This window comes from Curtobacterium sp. PhB146, assembly GCF_004342995.1.
GTDB lineage: Bacteria > Actinomycetota > Actinomycetes > Actinomycetales > Microbacteriaceae > Curtobacterium.
Genome location: NZ_SMBN01000003.1, coordinates 259,297 through 276,419 on the forward strand (window position 1 = coordinate 259,297; position 17,123 = coordinate 276,419).

Sequence of the window (17,123 nt, forward strand, 5' to 3'; positions counted from 1 at the left end):
GAGCGTCATGGTGGTCCGCGCACGTCGGTAGAATCGGTGCAATGGCGACAAGATCCTCACTCGCGACCGGCATCGGCCGCGTCCTCATCGCCGTGTACGGCATCCTCGCCCTGGCGGCGACGGGCCGGAGCGTCGTGCAGATCATCGAGAAGTTCTCCTTCGCGCCGTTCGCGTACACGGTGAGCGCCATCGCCGCCGTCGTGTACATCGTGGCGATGATCGCCCTGATCGTGCCCGGACGCTTCTGGTACCGCGTCGCGTGCGTCACGATCGTGTTCGAGATGACCGGTGTGCTCGTCATCGGCACGCTCTCGCTGTTCGACCGGCAGCTCTTCCCCGACGACACGATCTGGTCGTACTACGGCATGGGGTACGCCTTCGCGCCGCTGGTGCTGCCGATCGCCGGACTCTGGTGGCTCCGCAAGCACCACCGCACCGCGACGGTCGAACCGGTGCCCGCATCGACCACCGCCCCCGTGGGCGAGTAGGAGCAGCCGTGCAGTTCTACGACGACATCGCCGACGTGGCCGAGGGCTTCGGTCCGAGCGCCGTCACGATCGGCAAGTTCGACGGCGTGCACGTCGGACACCGCGCGGTGATCGCGCACCTGGAGCGCGCCGCCCACGAACAGGGCCTGGTCGCCACCGTGGTGACGTTCGACCGGCACCCCCTCAACGTCATCGACCCGCAGCACGTCCCGCCGGCACTCACGAGCACGGCGCAGCGGCGCGAGCTCCTCGACGACGCCGGGGTCGACGCCACCCTGCTGCTCCGCTTCGACGAGGAACTGCAGTCGAAGTCGCCCGAGGCGTTCGTGTCCGAGATCCTCGTCGACACCCTGCACGCCCGGCTCGTCTTCGTCGGCAGCGACTTCCGCTTCGGGGCGAAGGGTGCCGGCGACGTCGCCCTGCTCCGCACCCTGGGGGAGCAGCACGGCTTCACGGTCGAGCTCATCGACGACGTCGACCTGGTGGACGACGTCCGCCCCGACGGCGAGCGACGCGTCTCGTCGACCTGGATCCGCGAACTGCTCGGCGACGGCCGGGTGGCCGAGGCCGCCCGGCTGCTCGGGCGTGAGCACGCGGTCCGCAGCACGGTCGTGCACGGCAACCAGCGCGGGCGCGCCATGGGGTACCCGACGGCGAACCTCGACCCGGCGTTCGAGGGGTTCGCACCGGCCGACGGCGTCTACGCCGCGCGCGTGCTGCACGACGGCACGGTGTACCCGGCGGCCGTCTCGGTCGGCAACAACCCGACGTTCGAGGGCGTGCCCGCCAAGCAGATCGAGGCGCACCTGCTCGACGTCGACCTCGACCTGTACGGCGACCGCATCTCGGTGCTGTTCGTCTCGTACGTCCGCGGCATGGTGAAGTTCGACTCGATGGACGAGCTCGCCACGCAGATGCGGCAGGACGACCTCGACATCCGGTTGCTGCTGGGCCTGCCCACGCCGGTCTGAACGGCGGCGCCACACCGGACGCCAGCAGACGGCGCCACACGGCACCACACGACGACGCCCCCGCGACCGATCGGTCACGGGGGCGTCGTCGTGTGGTGACTAGCTGCCGAGGGCGTCGAGCCAGATCTTGCGGGCGTCGAGCGCTTCCTGGGCGTCCTTGATCTTGCGGGCGTCGCCGGAGGCCTGCGCGTCGGCGAGCTCGGACTCGAGCTTGCCGATGGCGTCCTCGAGCTGGCTGGCGAGTCCGGTCTGCCGGGCCTTGCGCTCCGGGTTGGACTCCTTCCAGTGCGCGTCCTCGAGCCCACGCACGTGGTCCTCGATCGCACGCAGGCGGTCCTCGATGCGACGGACATCCGCGCGGGGGACCTTGCCGACCTCGTCCCAGCGGCGCTGGATGCCGGTCAGGGTCTTGCGCGCCGCCACCCGGTCGGTCGCCTTGAGCAGCGGCTCGGCCTCGGTGAGCAGCGCCTGCTTGGCCTCGAGATTGCCGGAGAACTCCTCGTCCTCGGCCGCGCTCTCGGCGTGGCGCTGCTCGAACAGCACGTCACCGGCGGCCTTGAACCGCGCCCAGAGGGCGTCGTCGTGGCGCTTGCCGGCGCGCCCGGCGTTCTTCCAGTCGTCGAGCAGCTGGCGGTAGTCCGGGATCGCGTCGGACCCGCGCGAGGCGAGTGCCTCGGCCTGGGTCACGAGTTCCTGCTTGCGGGTGCGGGCGTCGCGGTGCTGCGCGTCGAGCTCGGAGTAGAACGCGCGACGGTGCTGGTCGACGGTGGACCGCGCTGCGCGGAACCGCTTCCAGAGCTCGTTGGCCTCGTTCTTGGGGATGCGCGGGCCGTCGTGCTGGTGCTGCTGCCAGCGGGCGAACACGTCGTCGAGCTGCGCGGTGATCTGCTTCCACTGCGCGCGTGCCGGGTCGACCGCCGCGAGTGCCTCGGCCTCTTCGACCAGGGCCGCACGGTGCGCGAGGGCGTCGTTCAGGGCCTGCTGCGCCTGCTCTGCCTGCTCCTTGGTGAGCGAGCCGAGCTGCTCGGTGAGCGCGCCCACTCGGGTCTCGAGCGACTTGATGTCACCGACCACGCGGGCTTCGGCCACCAGGGTCGTCAGGTGCTCGACCGTCCGGGCGACGTCGTTCGCCGACGCACCACGCTGGACGCGCTGCTCGGCGATCTTCACCTGCCCCTCGAGGTCGGCGTACTTCCGCGCGAAGTAGGCGAGGGCTTCTTCGGGGGTGGCGTCCGGGTACTCACCGACAGCACGTTCGGTCTCTTCGTACCGGACGTACACGGTCCCGTTCTCGTCGACCCGCCCCCAGGTCGTTGCTTCGTCAGATCCCACAGGTCTCGCCTCGATCGTGGTCGTGCATCGCCGACGTCACCGTCGGCACGGTCAGGTCGTCAGCCTATTGCACGGACGGGCTCCGCGGCCCGCCGGACGCAACGGCTTGTGGACTACTTCTCCTGGGCGATGGTCGCGGCGGTGATCGTCGTCGCCACCTTCGGCTCACCGGTGCCGTCCTGGCCGGGCGACGAGATGCCCTTCGCGGCGATCTTCGACTCGAGTTCGGACAGGCCGCTCGTGACCTTCCCGACGACCGTGTATCCGCCCGTGGAGCCGTCGAGCGTGGTGTCGCCGTAGACGATGAAGAACTGGGTCGACTGCGAGTACGGCGACGTCGACCGCGCGATCGCGATGGTGCCCTCGTCGTAGACGCCGTCGCTCGGGACGTTCTCGAGCGGGCCGTACTCGAACCCGGCGTCGCCCGTGCCGTCGCCGTTCGCCGAACCGCACTGCAGGAACTTCAACCCGTCGCTGTCGGCCAGCCGGTGGCAGGTGGTGCCGTTGTAGAACTGCTCCTTGATCAACGAGATCTCGACGCTCGCGGCCTGCGGGGCCTTCGCGCCGTCCAGTTCGATGCCGAGGTCGATCGACTTGTTGAGCGTCAGCGAGCCCGTCCAGGTCGCGCCCTTCGCGATCTCCTTGCTCGGCACGTCGCCCGTGTTCGCCGCCGTGGCACTCGCCGAGGGCGTCGGTGTGGCGGTGGCGCTCGCGCTGGCGTCCGCCGACCCGTTGCCCTGCGAGCCCGCGAAGGCGAGCTGCGACCCGGTGGCCAGGGCGGCGACCAGTACGAGGACACCGGCGCCGACCAGGTTGTCGCGCACACGCCGGCGGCGCTGCCGGTCGTGGAGTCCCTGGCGGGCCTGGTAGAGACGGAGACGCTCGCGCGCCTCGCGGTTGTCGCGCGCTGGGTTCTTCGGTGCCACGGTGCTGTTCTGCCCTCTCGTCGCAGTGTGGAACGAGCGTATCCGAGTCGTCACCATCAACGGCCTGGGAGGCGCGGGGCTGTCAGTGGGTCGGCCTACGATTGGTGCATGGCAGCGGACCGTTCGAGCATGCGTGCGCCCACGACGGGCGGTCGCGCCGGTCTCGCGCAGGGTTCCGTCCCGCTCGCGGTCCGGATGCGCCCGACCAGCCTCGACGAGGTCGCCGGCCAGCAGCACCTGCTCGGCCGCGGGTCGCCGCTCGTGCAGCTCGCCACCGGTACCCGCGACAACCCGGGCGGTGTGTCGGTCATCCTCTGGGGTCCTCCCGGCACCGGCAAGACCACGTTGGCACAGGCCATCGCGCGGCAGTCCGGGCGCGAGTTCGTCGAGCTCTCCGCGGTCACCGCCGGCGTCAAGGACGTGCGCGAGGTCATGGAGAAGGCCCTCACCCACCGCGACCTCTACGGGTCCACGACCGTGCTGTTCCTCGACGAGATCCACCGGTTCAGCAAGGCCCAGCAAGACGCCCTGCTGCCCGGGGTCGAGAACGGGTGGGTGATCCTCATCGCGGCCACCACCGAGAACCCGTCGTTCTCGGTCATCTCCCCGCTGCTGTCCCGGTCCCTGCTCCTGACGCTCAAGCCGCTCACCGACGCCGACCTCGGCATGCTCGTCGACCGTGCGGTGGAGGACCCCCGCGGCCTCGGTGGCGCGGTCGTCCTCGGTGACGAGGCACGTGGGGCCATCGTCCGGTTGGCCTCGGGTGACGCCCGACGCGCCCTCACGGCGCTCGAGGCCGCTGCGGCCTCGGCCACCGCGGCCCAGGACGACGACGACGACACCGTGCCGGTGGTCGACGCGGACACCGTCGCCGCGGCCGTCGACCGTGCACTCCTGCGGTACGACCGGCAGGGCGACGAGCACTACGACGTCATCAGCGCGTTCATCAAGTCGGTGCGGGGGAGCGACGTCGACGCCGCGCTGCACTACCTCGCGCGGATGATCGAGGCGGGCGAGGACTCCCGCTTCATCGCGCGCCGGATCATCATCTCGGCGTCCGAGGACATCGGCATGGCGGACCCGCAGGCGCTGCCCATCGCCGTCGCGGCGGCCCAGGCCGTGCAGCTCATCGGCATGCCCGAGGGCCGCATCCCCCTGGCCGAGGCCGTCGTGTACCTGGCGACCGCGCCGAAGTCGAACGCCGCCTACAACGGTGTGAACGCGGCGATGGCGGACGTCAAGGCCGGCCGGATGGGCACCGTGCCGATGCACCTGCGCGACGCGCACTACGCCGGGGCGAAGCGACTCGGCCACGGCAAGGGCTACGTCTACTCGCACGATGCCGAGCACGGGGTCGCCGAGCAGCAGTACCTGCCCGATGCGCTCGAGGGCACCGAGTACTACACCCCGACGGCGAACGGCTACGAGCGCGAGGTCGGTCCGCGGCTCGAACGACTCCGGAAGATCACCCGCGGGCAGTAGGACGGCACGTCGACTTCCTGCTAGCATTGCCGGGCCTACGTCCTGGTCCTCGAGCACGGCTGCGTTGAGGACAGAGTGCCACTCCGGTGGTACGGGGGCAGAGGTTCGGACTGTAGCCGTCCGATCCCACAGGCTCATCCCTCTGGATCCCGTCGTCGGGGCCACGGGCACTCGCGTGCCCGGCCTCCGGTGAGTATTCAGTTCGAACAGAGAAAAGGACCCTGTGTCTACCAAGTCACGTACCCGCAGCAAGACCCGCCTGTCGCGCGCACTCGGCATCCCGCTGACGCCGAAGGCGGCCCGTTACCTCGAGAAGCGCCCCTACGGCCCCGGTGAGCACGGCCGTACGCGCCGTCGTGCGGACAGCGACTACGCCGTCCGCCTCCGTGAGAAGCAGCGTCTGCGCGCCCAGTACGGCATCCGCGAGAAGCAGCTCCGCATCGTCTTCGAAGAGGCCCGCAAGACGAAGGGCCTGACCGGTGAGAACCTGGTCGAGCTCCTCGAGCAGCGCCTCGACGCCCTCGTGGTCCGTGCCGGCTTCGCCCGCACCACCGCGCAGGCCCGTCAGCTGATCGTGCACCGTCACCTGCTGGTCGACGGCAAGCTCGTGGACCGCCCCTCCTTCCGCGTCAAGGAGGGCCAGCTGATCCACGTCAAGCCGAAGTCCGAGTCGATGGAGCCCTTCCAGGTCGCCGCTGCCGGTGGCCACCAGGAAGTCCTGCCGAAGGTCCCGGGTTACCTCGAGGTCGAGATCGACAAGCTCCAGGCCCGCCTCGTGCGTCGCCCGAAGCGCGCCGAGGTCCCCGTGACCTGTGAAGTGCAGCTCGTCGTCGAGTACTACGCAGCTCGCTGATCCACTGATCACACCCGAACGGCGGGTCGTCCTCTCGAGGACGGCCCGCCGTTCGGCGTTCCGGCCCCGAAGTGCCCGGCGGCTAAGCTTGTCCGGGCATGCACCGCCAGGGTGCACAGAGGGAGAGGCACCGTGAAGCAGCTGTTCTTCGTCGCGGTCGGCGTCGTCATCGGGTTCGCCGTGGCGCACCAGGTCGCCAGGACCCCCGGAGGCGCACGGCTCTTCGCCGTCGTCGACGCGAGCACGAAGGCCTTCACGGGCGCGGTCGCCGACGGGTACCGGTCCCGCGGGGCCGAGCTCCGCACCGACGTCTGAGTCGTCGAGCTCCACCGCGGTCCGGCCGCACCGTCGTCCCGCCTCCACCTCCCACCCCCGACCTGAACCCAGGAAGCACCATGCAGACCGCAGAGATCCGCCGCCGTTGGCTCCAGTACTTCGGTGACCGCGGCCACACCGTCGTCCCGTCCGCGTCCCTCGTCTCCGACGACCCGTCGCTCCTCTTCACGGTCGCCGGCATGGTGCCGTTCATCCCGTACCTGACCGGGCTCGTCCCCGCGCCGTACCCCCGTGCCACGAGCGTGCAGAAGTGCATCCGCACGAACGACATCGAAGAGGTCGGCAAGACCCCTCGCCACGGCACGTTCTTCCAGATGAACGGCAACTTCTCGTTCGGCGACTACTTCAAGGAGCAGGCGATCCAGTTCGCCTGGGAGTTCCTGACGAACCCGGAGTCCGACGGCGGGCTCGGCTTCTCGCCCGACGACCTCTGGGTGACGGTCTACGAGGACGACGACGAGGCGATCGCGTTCTGGAAGCAGCACTCCTCCCTGCCCGAGGAGCGCATCCAGCGACTCGGCAAGGACACGAACTACTGGTCCACCGGCCAGCCCGGACCCGCAGGTCCCTGCTCCGAGATCTTCTTCGACCGCGGGCCCGAGTACGGCATCGACGGCGGCCCGGCCACCGACGACGACCGGTACGTCGAGATCTGGAACCTCGTGTTCATGCAGTACCAGATCGCGGACGTCCGCTCGAAGTACGACTTCGAGATCACCGGCGAGCTGCCGAACAAGAACATCGACACCGGCATGGGGCTCGAGCGCGTCGCCTTCATCAAGCAGGGCGTCGACAACATGTACGAGATCGACCAGGTCCGCCCGGTCCTCGACCGCGCGTCCGAGATCTCCGGCCGCCGCTACGGCGCCGTGCACGAGGACGACGTCCGCATGCGGGTCATCGCGGACCACGTGCGCTCCGCGCTCATGCTCATCGCCGACGGCGTGAGCCCGTCGAACGAGGGCCGCGGGTACATCCTGCGTCGTCTGCTGCGCCGCACGGTCCGTGCGATGCGCCTGCTCGGGGTCGAGACCGCGACGTTCCCGGAGCTGTTCCCGGCGTCCCGCGACGCGATGCGCGACGCCTACCCCGAGGTCGCCTCCGACTACGACCGCATCGCGCGGATCGCCTACGCGGAAGAGGAGACGTTCCTCCGCACGCTCGCGCAGGGCACGACGATCCTCGACGTCGCCGTCGAGCGCGCGAAGCAGGACGGTGCTCCGTCCATCGGCGGGGACACCGCGTTCCTGCTGCACGACACCTTCGGGTTCCCGATCGACCTGACGATGGAGATGGCCGAAGAGGCCGGGGTCCACGTCGACCGGACCGCGTTCGAGACCCTGATGTCCGAGCAGCGTGCCCGGGCGAAGGCCGACGCGAAGAGCAAGAAGACCGCGATCGCCGACCTGAGTGTGTACAGCGCGTTCCGGGCGAAGGGCGAGACGGTCTTCCTCGGCTACGACGCGCTCGAGGCCGAGACGAACGTGCTCGGCATCATCGTCGGCGGCGTCAGCGTCGACCGGGCCGTGGCGGGCGACATCGCCGAGGTCGTCCTCGGCGAGACGTCGCTGTACGCCGAGTCGGGTGGCCAGGACGCCGACCAGGGATCGATCGTCGGCAACGGCTTCGACCTCGAGGTCCTCGACGTCCAGCGTCCCGTCGCTGGCCTCTGGAGCCACACCGTCCAGGTCCGCTCGGGCGAGGTCGGCGTGGGCGACGCGGCGAGCACCGTGGTCGACGCCGAGTACCGTCGCGGCGCGACGCAGGCGCACTCCGCGACGCACCTGGTGAACGCCGCGCTCCGCGACATCCTCGGCCCCGAGGCGCTGCAGGCGGGTTCGTACAACAAGTCCGGCTACATGCGCCTCGACTTCTCGTGGTCGCAGCCGATCTCGCTCGCGACCCGTTCCGAGATCGAGGAGGTCGTCAACACCGCGATCCGCACCGACCTCGAGGTCTCGACCCGCATCATGCCCATCGACGAGGCCAAGGCGCTCGGTGCGCAGGCGCTCTTCGGTGAGAAGTACGGCGCCGAGGTCCGCATGGTCGACATCGGTGGTCCGTGGTCGCGCGAGCTCTGCGGTGGGACGCACGTCGCGTCGAGTGCCCAGATCGGACTCGTCAACCTGGTGGGGGAGTCGAGCGTCGGGTCGACCAACCGTCGTGTCGAGGCGCTCGTCGGGCTCGAGGGCTTCCGTGACCTCGCGGTCGAGCGGACGATCGTCTCGCAGCTCTCCAGCGCGCTGAAGGCCCCCCGTGCCGACCTGCCCACGCGTGTGCAGTCGCTCATGGAGGACCTCCGCACCGCGCAGAAGCGGATCGCCGAGTTCGAGTCGGCGAACCTGCAGCAACGGGTCCCGTCGATCGCACGGACCGCGACGACCGTCGGCACGACCACCGTCGTGGCCGAGACCGTCGACGGCCTGCAGTCCGGCGACGACCTGCGCTCGCTGGCGACCGGTGTCCGTGCGCAGCTCGGTGACGGCGCTGCCGTCGTCGTGCTCGGTGCCGTGGTGAGCGGGAAGCCGATCGTGATCGTCGCGACGAACGACGCGGCGCGTTCCGCGGGCGTCCAGGCGGGTCCGCTCGCCAAGGAGGCCGCCGGTGTGCTCGGTGGTGGCGGCGGCGGCAAGCCGGACCTGGCCCAGGGCGGCGGCACCGACCCGGCTGCGCTCCCGGCTGCGCTCCGCGCCGTGACCGCTCGGATCGCGGGCTGATCGTGGCGATCCGGTCCGGGCGGCGGCTCGGCGTGGACGTCGGCCGTGCCCGGATCGGGATCGCCGTGTGCGACCGCGACGGGTTGCTGGCGACGCCGGTCGAGACCGTGCGCCGCGACGACTCGACCGACCTGCGTCGGATCCTCGAGATCGCGGACGAGTACGACGTGCTCGAGCTCGTCGTCGGACTGCCCCTGTCGATGTCCGGCGGCGACACCCCGTCGACGGACGACGCGCGGGCGTTCGCGGCCCGGATCGCCGAGCGCCGCCCGGTCCGGCTGGTCGACGAACGACTGTCCACGGTGACCGCGCAACGCGGACTGCACCAGGCCGGCAAGAACACGAAGAAGTCGCGGTCCGTGATCGACCAAGCGGCCGCTGTTATCATTCTGCAACACGCGCTCGACCACGAACGCAGTGCCGGTGCCCCTCCGGGCACCACGCTTCCCTGACAGGGCAACCCGCCGCGACCCGGCTGCCCTTCCGTCACCCGAGGACGACGGTGCCCAGGCGGAGTTCCCGACCGAGAGACCGAGAACCGTTGGCAGACGATCTGGACTGGAACGCGATCATCGCGCCCGGCAACGAAGCCGAGCGGCGGAAGACCACTTCCGACCGCGCAGCAGGTACCGATGACCGTGATGACTCCGCGCGGGTGACCCCGCAGCCGGACCGTCCGATGTCCCGTCGCGAGGCTCGGGCGCTCGAAGCGGAACGCGCTCGTCGCGACGCCGTTCCCGGGCCCGACTCCGAGCCGGCACCCGAGGAGCCCGCTGTCGCTGCCGACCGCATGGACCCCGACTCGACCGCTCCGCGCGAGCAGCCGGCACCGGAGCCCGTGCGACCGCAGCAGGCGGCCCCTGAACTCCATCCCGAGGTCGCCGCGCTGCTGACCGGCGAGGTGGTGCCCTCGGCGCCCGCCGTCGGCGGAGCCGGGTCCGACGGGCCCGACGGTACCGACGACGCCGGGCGCACCGGTGGCGGTGGAGCCGCGGGAGGCGGCGGACGTGGTGGCCGTGGCGGACGCGGGGGAGCCTCCAGGCCGCCGCGCGAACCGCGCCCGAAGCGCCGTCGCGGGCCGCTCATCGCCGGCATCGTGATCGTCGCCGTGGTCGTGGCCGGCGGGGTGAGCGCGTACGCGTTCGCTGCCCCGAAGATCCAGCAGATCGTCGCCGCGGTCAGCGGCTCGACCGAACCGGACGACTACACCGGCTCCGGCAAGGCCAAGGTCACCATCACGATCAAGCAGGGCGACATCGGCGAGAACGTCGCCGCGACGCTGCAGCGCAGCGGGGTCGTGAAGGACTCGAAGGTCTTCTACAAGCTGCTGCTGGCGTCGCCCGACGTGCAGTTCCAGCCGGGTTCGTACTCGCTGAAGAAGCAGATGAGCTCGAAGTCGGCCCTGGCCGCGCTGCAGGACGAGAAGAACCGCGTGCAGGCCTCGATCGTGATCCCCGAGGGCACCGCGCTGGCGGACATCGAGGCCGGCATGGTCTCCAAGGCCGGGCTCACCAAGACCGAGGTCGCCAAGGCCGCGAAGGACGTGTCCGCGTACGACCTGCCGTCCGGCGTCACCACGCTCGAGGGCTGGCTGTTCCCCGCGACGTACCCGATCAACCCGGGGTGGACGGCGGAGCAGTACTTCGGGTCGATGGTCGACACGATGAAGGAGCACCTGGCCGCCGCCGGCGTCAAGGAGGCCGACCAGGAGCACGTCATCGTGTTCGCGTCGCTCGTGCAGAAGGAAGCCGGCCTCGCCGCCGACTACCCGAAGGTCGCGCGGGTGTTCCAGAACCGGCTCGACCAGGGCATGCGCCTGCAGTCCGACGCCACCGTCGCCTACGGCACGGGCAACACGCACACCGTCACGACGACCGACGCAGAGCGCGCCGACGAGTCGAACGCGTACAACACGTACGTGCACGAGGGGCTGCCGCCGGCACCGATCTCGAACCCCGGGGACATCGCCATCAAGGCCGTGACGAACGAGGCCCCGGGCAAGTGGCTGTACTTCGTGACGGTGAACCTGGAGACCGGCGAGACGGTGTTCTCGAACACCTACGACGAGCACCTCGTCGCGGTGAAGCAGTTCCAGGCGTGGCTCCGGGCGCACCCCGACTACCAGTAGGGCGGCGACGTCGCACGGCGGTGCGCTGTGGGAGGATTGCAGCATGCTTCGTTGGTTGACTGCTGGTGAGTCCCACGGACCCGAACTGATCGCGATGCTCGAGGGCCTGCCCGCGGGTGTCCCGGTGTCGTTCGAGTCCATCCGTACCGATCTCGCGCGCCGCAAGCTCGGCTACGGTCGCGGCTCGCGCATGAAGTTCGAACAGGACGAGCTGCACGTGTCCGGCGGTGTCCGGCACGGGTTCTCGCTCGGCAGCCCGATCGCGATCCGGATCGGCAACACCGAGTGGCCGAAGTGGGTCGAGGTCATGAACCCCGAGCCGGTCGAGTCCACCGAGATGTCGCGTGGCCGCAGCGCCCCGTTGACCCGCCCGCGTCCGGGCCACGCCGACCTGGTCGGCATGCAGAAGTACGGCTTCGACGAGGCCCGCCCGATCCTCGAGCGCGCGAGCGCCCGTGAGACCGCGGCCCGCGTCGCGCTCGGCGCCGTCGCGAAGTCCTTCCTCGCCGAACTCGGCATGCGGTCGGTCGCGCACACCCTGCAGGTCGGCACGGTCCGCGTGCCGGACGGCACCGACCTGCCGCTCCCCGACGACGTCGACCGTCTCGACGACGACCAGCTGCGCTGCTTCGACGCCGACACCTCGGCGCGCATGGTGACCGAGGTCGAGGCCGCGAAGAAGGACGGCGACACCCTTGGTGGCGTCGTCGAGGTGCTGTTCTACGGCGTCCCGCCGGGGCTCGGCTCGCACGTGCAGTGGGACCGTCGGCTCGACGCCCGTCTGGCCGCGGCGATCATGGGCATCCAGGCGATCAAGGGCGTCGAGGTCGGCGACGGCTTCGCGACCGCTGGCCGTCGCGGCTCCGCGGCCCACGACGAGCTCTACCGCGAGGACGGCGAGATCTACCGCACGAGCGACCGTGCCGGTGGCACCGAGGGCGGCATGTCCACGGGCACCGTCCTGCGCGTCCGTGCCGGCATGAAGCCGATCGCGACCGTGCCGCACGCGCTGCACACCGTCGACGTCGTCTCGGGCGAGGACGCCTCGGCGCACCACCAGCGGTCCGACGTCTGCGCGGTCCCGGCCGCCGGCGTCGTGGCCGAGGCGATGGTGGCGCTCGTGCTCGCCGACGCCGTGCTCGAGAAGTTCGGCGGGGACAACGTCGTCGAGACCAAGCGCAACCTCGACGCCTACCTCGCGTCGATCCCGGAGACGCTCCGCACCCGTCGGACGGAGCCGGCGGCACCGGCCGACGCGTCGTGAGCACGACTGGCGGCGGCGCCGCGCCCGGCGACGTCCCGTCCGGCGGTGCCGCGCGAGGTCTGGCTGCGCCCGTCGTCGTGATCGGCCCGATGGGCGCCGGCAAGTCCAGCGTCGGCAAGCGCGTCGCGAAGGCGCTGGGCGTGCCGTTCACCGACACCGACCGGGTCATCGTCCGCGAGCACGGACCGATCCCCGGCATCTTCGCCGACCGTGGTGAGCCGGCCTTCCGTGCCCTCGAAGCCGACGCCGTCCGGACCGCCCTCGGCACCGGGGGCGTGATCGCAGTCGGCGGCGGAGCGGTGACGCACGCCGCCACCCGCGAGGCACTGTCCGGCGCCCGCATCGTCCTGCTCACCGTCTCGCCCGAGGCCGTCGCCGAGCGGATCGCCGGCTCGGACCGGCCCCTGCTCGCGAACGGCGGCATCGACGCCTGGCAGACGATCATGGACGAGCGAGCGGCGACCTACGCCGAGCTCGCGCACGTCGTCGTCGACACCTCGCGCCGTCCGATGTCCCGGGTGGTCGACGAGGTCGTCACCTGGCTGCGGAGCGACAGCGGCGCCAGCGGCGACACCAGCGCCGGCCGACGCGACGACACCAGCACCACCACCGAAGGAGCACCGTGACCGACCCGATCCTGCCCGCAGGCACCACCGAGATCCGCGTCGGCGGTGACGACGGCTACGTGGTGGCGGTCGGCTCGGGCCTGCTCGGCTCGCTGCCCGCGATCCTCGGCCCCCGCGTCGCCAAGGTCCTCATCGTGCACGCCCCGACCCTCGGTGCGCGGGCGAACGACCTGCGCGACCTGCTCGTCGACGCCGGCCTCGAAGCCCTCATCGCCGAGGTGCCGGACGCCGAGGCCGCCAAGCGCATCGAGGTCGCGTCGTTCTGCTGGCAGATCATGGGCCAGTCCGACTTCACCCGCACCGACGCCGTCATCGGCCTCGGCGGCGGTGCCGTCACCGACCTGGCGGGCTTCGTCGCGGCGACGTGGCTGCGCGGGGTGCCGTACGTGTCGGTGCCGACGAGCGTGCTCGGCATGGTGGACGCCAGCGTGGGCGGGAAGACCGGCATCAACACGAACGAGGGCAAGAACCTCGTCGGTTCCTTCTCCGCCCCCCGCGCGGTGGTCGCCGACCTCGACCTCGTCCGCACCCTGCCGCGCAACGAGATCCTCACCGGCTTCGCCGAGATCGTGAAGGCCGGGTTCATCGCCGTGCCGGAGATCCTGGACATCATCGAGGCCGACGTCGCCCGCGTCACCGACCCGACGACGCCGGAGTTCCGCCGGGTCGTCGAACTGGCCATCACGCTGAAGGCCGAGGTCGTGTCCGACGACTTCACCGAGCAGGGACGACGCGAGATCCTGAACTACGGTCACACGCTCGGGCACGCCATCGAGCACGCGGAGCGGTACCAGTGGCGGCACGGTGCTGCGGTGTCGGTCGGCATGGTGTTCGCCGCCGAGCTCGCACGCCTGACGGGCCACCTCGACGACGCGACCGTGGACCGGCACCGGGCGATCCTGGACTCCTTGGACCTGCCGACCTCGTACGGCATCGGCCGGTGGCAGGGCCTCCTCGCCGCGATGCGTCGCGACAAGAAGGCCCGGGCCGGCATGCTCCGGTTCATCATCCTCGACGGTGTCGGCAAGCCGGTGATCCTGGAGGGCCCCGAGGACCACCTGCTGTTCACCGCCTACCAAGAGGTCGGCGTCTAGTACTTCTGCACGCCCAGGTGGTCGCGCAGGTGCGGTCCGGTGTACTCGGTCCGGTGCAGTCCGCGGCGCTGCAGCTCCGGCACGACCTTCTGGGTGAAGTCCTCGACCCCGGCCGGGAAGTGCGTCGGCACCGCCAGGAACCCGTCGCACGCCCCGGCCTCCGACCACGCCTGCATGGTGTCGGCGATCGTCGACGGTGACCCGATCATCTTCCGGTAGCTGCCCTCGGCGAAGTACCGGGCGGTCTCGATGACGGACAGCCCCTGTTGCCGTGACACCGCCATGATCGCTGCCCGGTGCGACTTGCCGGCGTTCGACTCGGGCAGCTCCGGCACGGGCGCGTCGAGGTCGAACTGCCGGAAGTCGACGCCACCGGCGAGGGGCTTCAGGTTGCTCAGTGCCAGGTCGTCCGGGATCAACGCCATCATCCGGTCGGCGAGGTCGCGTGCGTCCTGGTCGGTGTCGCCGACGATCGGGGTCATCCCGACGAGCACCTTGACGTGGTCGGGGTCGCGGCCGAACCGTTCGGCGCGCGCTCGGATGTCGTCGCGGAACGCACGGCTCTCGTCCGGGTCGGACTGCAGGGTGAAGACCACGTCGGCGGTGCGCGCCGCGAGTGCGCGGCCCGGCTCCGAGGCACCCGCCTGGAACACGACGGGCCGGCCCTGCGGACTCCGACCCGTCGTCAGCGGTCCTCGCACGCGGAAGTGCTCGCCGTCGTGCTGCAGGAACCGCATCTTCTCGATGTCGAAGTAGGTGCCGGACTCCTTGTCGCGCACGATCGCGTCCGGGTCCCACGAGTCCCAGAGCCCGGTGACGACGTCGACGAACTCGCTCGCCCGCTCGTACCGGGCGGCGTGCTGCACGTGGGCGTCGAGTCCGAAGTTCTGGGCTTCGTCCTCGTTGAAGGACGTCACGAGGTTCCACCCCGCGCGGCCCTTGCTGATGTGGTCGAGGGTCGAGAACCGCCGCGCGAGGTTGTAGGGGTCGTTGAAGGTCGTGGTCGACGTCGCCGCGAGACCCAGGTGCGTGGTCCGCATCGCCAGGGCGGGCAGGAGCATCGTCGGGTCGAAGTGGATCGAGCGGGGGTTCGCGGCACCGTAGGTGTCGCCGGCCAGGATGTCGTTGCTGCGCCGGACTGCGGCCTGGTCCTCGAAGAACAGGGCGTCGAGCTTCGCTGCCTCGGCGAGTTCGGCGGCGCGGACGTAGTGGTCGATGCCGAGGTCGAGCTCGGGGACGGCGTCCGGCAGGCGCCAGGCGCCGAGGTGGTAGCCGGGGAACAGGAACATTGCGAGGTGGATCGTGGTCACGGGGGTCCTCTCGGAGGGGACGGTGCAGCACGTGGGACGGTGCAGCAGGTGGGACGGTGCAGCAGGTGGGTGGGTGCCTCCGGCGGACGGACGGGAGGCACGGAGCAGGGTGCGCGGATCGGCGCGGCTCGGCGAGACGGCGCGCTCCAGAGCACGTGGACCGCCCGGCGGATCGGCGCGCGGCGGTCAGACGGACGAACGGACGTCAGTGTCCGTGCGCGATGGCGCCGCGGGGCCAGCAGCGGGACGCGGCGGTCGCGTGGTGTGCCGTCATCGTCGCCCCCCTGTCTCGTGTTGCGTTCTCCCACCGGCTCGAGCCGGTGGTGGACGACGCTACGGGCGCGGTGTTTCGGCATCGTTTCGATCGGGAAACACCGTCGAAACGATGCGCCGTTAGCGTCGCCGCATGTCTGCAGCAGCCCTCGCCCCGTTCCCGACCGAGCTCCGTGTCGGCGTCCCCGACTGGCTCCGCGACGCGCAGGCCGCTGCTCCGGAACACCTCGGCACCCGTGCGGAACGGTTCGCGCTCGTGAACGCCCTCGCCGAACGGAACGTCGAGGAGGGCACCGGCGGTCCGTTCGCGGCGGCCGTCGTCGACGAGGACACCGGCGCGGTCGTCGCCCTCGGGGTGAACCTCGTGCTGCACACCAACCTGTCGTCGATGCACGCCGAGGTCGTCACCCTCGGACTCGCACAGGCTCGGACGGGGGCCTGGAACCTCGGCCGTGACGTCGGCCACCGGCGTGTGCTCGTCGTGAACGCCCAACCGTGCGTGATGTGCCTCGGGGCCCTGCTGTGGTCGGGGGTCTCCGCGCTGGAGTTCGCCGCCGACGGAGCCACGGTCGAGCGGATCACGGGCTTCGACGAGGGTCCGGTGCCGGGGGACTGGCGCGAGCAGCTCGTTGCTCGGGGGATCGACGTGCACCAGGAGCACGGCACCGGTGCCGAGACGGCGCTCGAGCGCTACCGCGACCTGGTCGAGTCCGGCGCCACCGCGCGCTACAACGGCAGCGGTGCCTGACCCGGCGTCAGCGCAACACCCGCCGCGTCCGTCGCCACCACCACTTGACCTGCATCGACACCGTGAGGACGCCGGTCCGCTGCCATTCCCGGAACTCCGCGACGGTGGCTCCGTTGTCCCACGCGAAGAGCACGTCGTCGTCCGCGTCCACGTCGGGCGCATCCGGCAAGGGTCGCAAGATCGGCATCAGGTGGACTCCTCTTCCTCAGGGTGGACGTGATCGGCGGCGGTTCGCCTCCGGAGTGCACGAGTGGCGAGCCGTCGGTCCGCCTTCGACCACCACCGTACGGTCTCGAGTTCCCGGAGCACAGTTCTCGAAATGTCGTATGCACCGCCGCCTCGTGGCTGGGCGAGCGACCAGGTGAACCGCTTCCAGGCGTGTTCTCGATCGGTCGTCCGCCGGCTCTGGGACGCCCCGAACCAGCTGACGACCGCCGCCACGATCGCCGCGCCGGCGGCGATGCACGCCGCGACCAGTGCTGTCTCCATTGGGCAAGCCTGCGGCAGTGGGCGCGACCCGACGCGACACGCGAGCCGACCTGTGGATGCCGGACCGCGCCTCCCGGCCTGTGCAC

The 17,123-nt window shown here is 70.8% G+C and carries 16 protein-coding genes; 12 read left to right on the forward strand and 4 right to left on the reverse strand.

Going from position 1 to position 17,123, the window contains the following annotated elements:
• Window positions 1-41: 41 nt before the first annotated feature.
• Window positions 42-488 (forward strand): hypothetical protein, encoded by a 447-nt coding sequence (locus EDF33_RS13335; RefSeq protein ID WP_123339724.1) that lies wholly within the window; start codon window positions 42-44, stop codon window positions 486-488.
• 8 nt (window positions 489-496) lie between these two features.
• Window positions 497-1,459 carry a bifunctional riboflavin kinase/FAD synthetase gene (locus EDF33_RS13340; protein WP_123937788.1) on the forward strand — a complete coding sequence of 321 codons (963 nt, stop codon included), beginning with the start codon at window positions 497-499 and terminating at the stop codon, window positions 1,457-1,459.
• Between the two features lie 99 nt (window positions 1,460-1,558).
• Here EDF33_RS13340 and EDF33_RS13345 read toward each other — a convergent pair whose 3' ends face one another.
• Window positions 1,559-2,791, reverse strand: a complete 1,233-nt coding sequence (locus EDF33_RS13345; protein ID WP_173168634.1) for a DUF349 domain-containing protein — start codon at window positions 2,789-2,791, stop codon at window positions 1,559-1,561.
• Window positions 2,792-2,904: 113 nt separating this feature from the next.
• Entirely contained in the window at window positions 2,905-3,717 is an 813-nt protein-coding gene (locus tag EDF33_RS13350; RefSeq protein ID WP_123339722.1) for a peptidylprolyl isomerase, read from the reverse strand.
• A 129-nt stretch (window positions 3,718-3,846) separates the two neighbouring features.
• On the opposite strand from EDF33_RS13350, the gene EDF33_RS13355 reads away from it, so the two are divergent.
• The 9 genes from EDF33_RS13355 to aroB all read left to right on the forward strand — a co-directional run bounded on the left by EDF33_RS13355 (window position 3,847) and on the right by aroB (window position 14,217).
• On the forward strand, window positions 3,847-5,199 hold the full coding sequence (locus EDF33_RS13355; RefSeq protein ID WP_111084157.1) for a replication-associated recombination protein A: 1,353 nt from the start codon (window positions 3,847-3,849) through the stop codon (window positions 5,197-5,199).
• A 223-nt stretch (window positions 5,200-5,422) separates the two neighbouring features.
• Window positions 5,423-6,052, forward strand: coding sequence for a 30S ribosomal protein S4 (gene rpsD / locus EDF33_RS13360; RefSeq protein WP_111083900.1), 630 nt, complete (start codon window positions 5,423-5,425; stop codon window positions 6,050-6,052).
• Window positions 6,053-6,184: 132 nt separating this feature from the next.
• Window positions 6,185-6,367 carry a hypothetical protein gene (locus EDF33_RS13365; protein WP_111083901.1) on the forward strand — a complete coding sequence of 61 codons (183 nt, stop codon included), beginning with the start codon at window positions 6,185-6,187 and terminating at the stop codon, window positions 6,365-6,367.
• Window positions 6,368-6,447: 80 nt separating this feature from the next.
• Entirely contained in the window at window positions 6,448-9,105 is a 2,658-nt protein-coding gene (alaS, locus tag EDF33_RS13370) for an alanine--tRNA ligase (RefSeq protein WP_123294307.1), read from the forward strand.
• An 8-nt stretch (window positions 9,106-9,113) separates the two neighbouring features.
• Window positions 9,114-9,557, forward strand: coding sequence for a Holliday junction resolvase RuvX (gene ruvX, locus EDF33_RS13375; RefSeq protein WP_173168791.1), 444 nt, complete (start codon window positions 9,114-9,116; stop codon window positions 9,555-9,557).
• 89 nt (window positions 9,558-9,646) lie between these two features.
• Window positions 9,647-11,233: an endolytic transglycosylase MltG gene (gene mltG / locus EDF33_RS13380; protein ID WP_243648770.1), complete on the forward strand. Its 1,587-nt coding sequence runs from the start codon at window positions 9,647-9,649 to the stop codon at window positions 11,231-11,233.
• A 43-nt stretch (window positions 11,234-11,276) separates the two neighbouring features.
• The gene (gene aroC / locus EDF33_RS13385; protein WP_123294309.1) at window positions 11,277-12,497 is read left to right on the forward strand and encodes a chorismate synthase; all 1,221 of its coding nucleotides are present in this window, start codon (window positions 11,277-11,279) and stop codon (window positions 12,495-12,497) included.
• A gap of 89 nt (window positions 12,498-12,586) precedes the next feature.
• Complete coding sequence (locus EDF33_RS13390) at window positions 12,587-13,123, forward strand: shikimate kinase (protein ID WP_123938106.1); 537 nt, start codon at window positions 12,587-12,589, stop codon at window positions 13,121-13,123.
• Entirely contained in the window at window positions 13,120-14,217 is a 1,098-nt protein-coding gene (aroB, locus tag EDF33_RS13395; RefSeq protein WP_207906698.1) for a 3-dehydroquinate synthase, read from the forward strand. The genes EDF33_RS13390 and aroB overlap by 4 nt, the downstream gene beginning before the upstream one ends.
• On the opposite strand, the gene EDF33_RS13400 is transcribed toward aroB, so the two are convergent.
• The gene (locus EDF33_RS13400; protein ID WP_207906699.1) at window positions 14,214-15,527 is read right to left on the reverse strand and encodes an LLM class flavin-dependent oxidoreductase; all 1,314 of its coding nucleotides are present in this window, start codon (window positions 15,525-15,527) and stop codon (window positions 14,214-14,216) included. The genes aroB and EDF33_RS13400 overlap by 4 nt on opposite strands.
• 406 nt (window positions 15,528-15,933) lie before the next feature.
• On the opposite strand from EDF33_RS13400, the gene EDF33_RS13405 reads away from it, so the two are divergent.
• Window positions 15,934-16,548 carry a nucleoside deaminase gene (locus EDF33_RS13405; protein WP_123937792.1) on the forward strand — a complete coding sequence of 205 codons (615 nt, stop codon included), beginning with the start codon at window positions 15,934-15,936 and terminating at the stop codon, window positions 16,546-16,548.
• A 7-nt stretch (window positions 16,549-16,555) separates the two neighbouring features.
• Here the strand turns inward: EDF33_RS13405 and EDF33_RS13410 are convergent, their stop codons facing one another.
• The gene (locus EDF33_RS13410; protein WP_123937793.1) at window positions 16,556-16,735 is read right to left on the reverse strand and encodes a hypothetical protein; all 180 of its coding nucleotides are present in this window, start codon (window positions 16,733-16,735) and stop codon (window positions 16,556-16,558) included.
• Window positions 16,736-17,123 lie beyond the last annotated feature (388 nt).

Coding starts and splice junctions, on each gene's coding strand:
- EDF33_RS13390 (WP_123938106.1), top strand. CDS start 12,587: ATGGGCGCCGGCAAGTCCAGCGTCGGCAAGCGCGTCGCGAAGGCGCTG.
- EDF33_RS13410 (WP_123937793.1), bottom strand. CDS start 16,735: ATGCCGATCTTGCGACCCTTGCCGGATGCGCCCGACGTGGACGCGGAC.
- EDF33_RS13355 (WP_111084157.1), top strand. CDS start 3,847: ATGCGTGCGCCCACGACGGGCGGTCGCGCCGGTCTCGCGCAGGGTTCC.
- alaS (WP_123294307.1), top strand. CDS start 6,448: ATGCAGACCGCAGAGATCCGCCGCCGTTGGCTCCAGTACTTCGGTGAC.
- aroC (WP_123294309.1), top strand. CDS start 11,277: ATGCTTCGTTGGTTGACTGCTGGTGAGTCCCACGGACCCGAACTGATC.
- EDF33_RS13335 (WP_123339724.1), top strand. CDS start 42: ATGGCGACAAGATCCTCACTCGCGACCGGCATCGGCCGCGTCCTCATC.
- EDF33_RS13405 (WP_123937792.1), top strand. CDS start 15,934: ATGTCTGCAGCAGCCCTCGCCCCGTTCCCGACCGAGCTCCGTGTCGGC.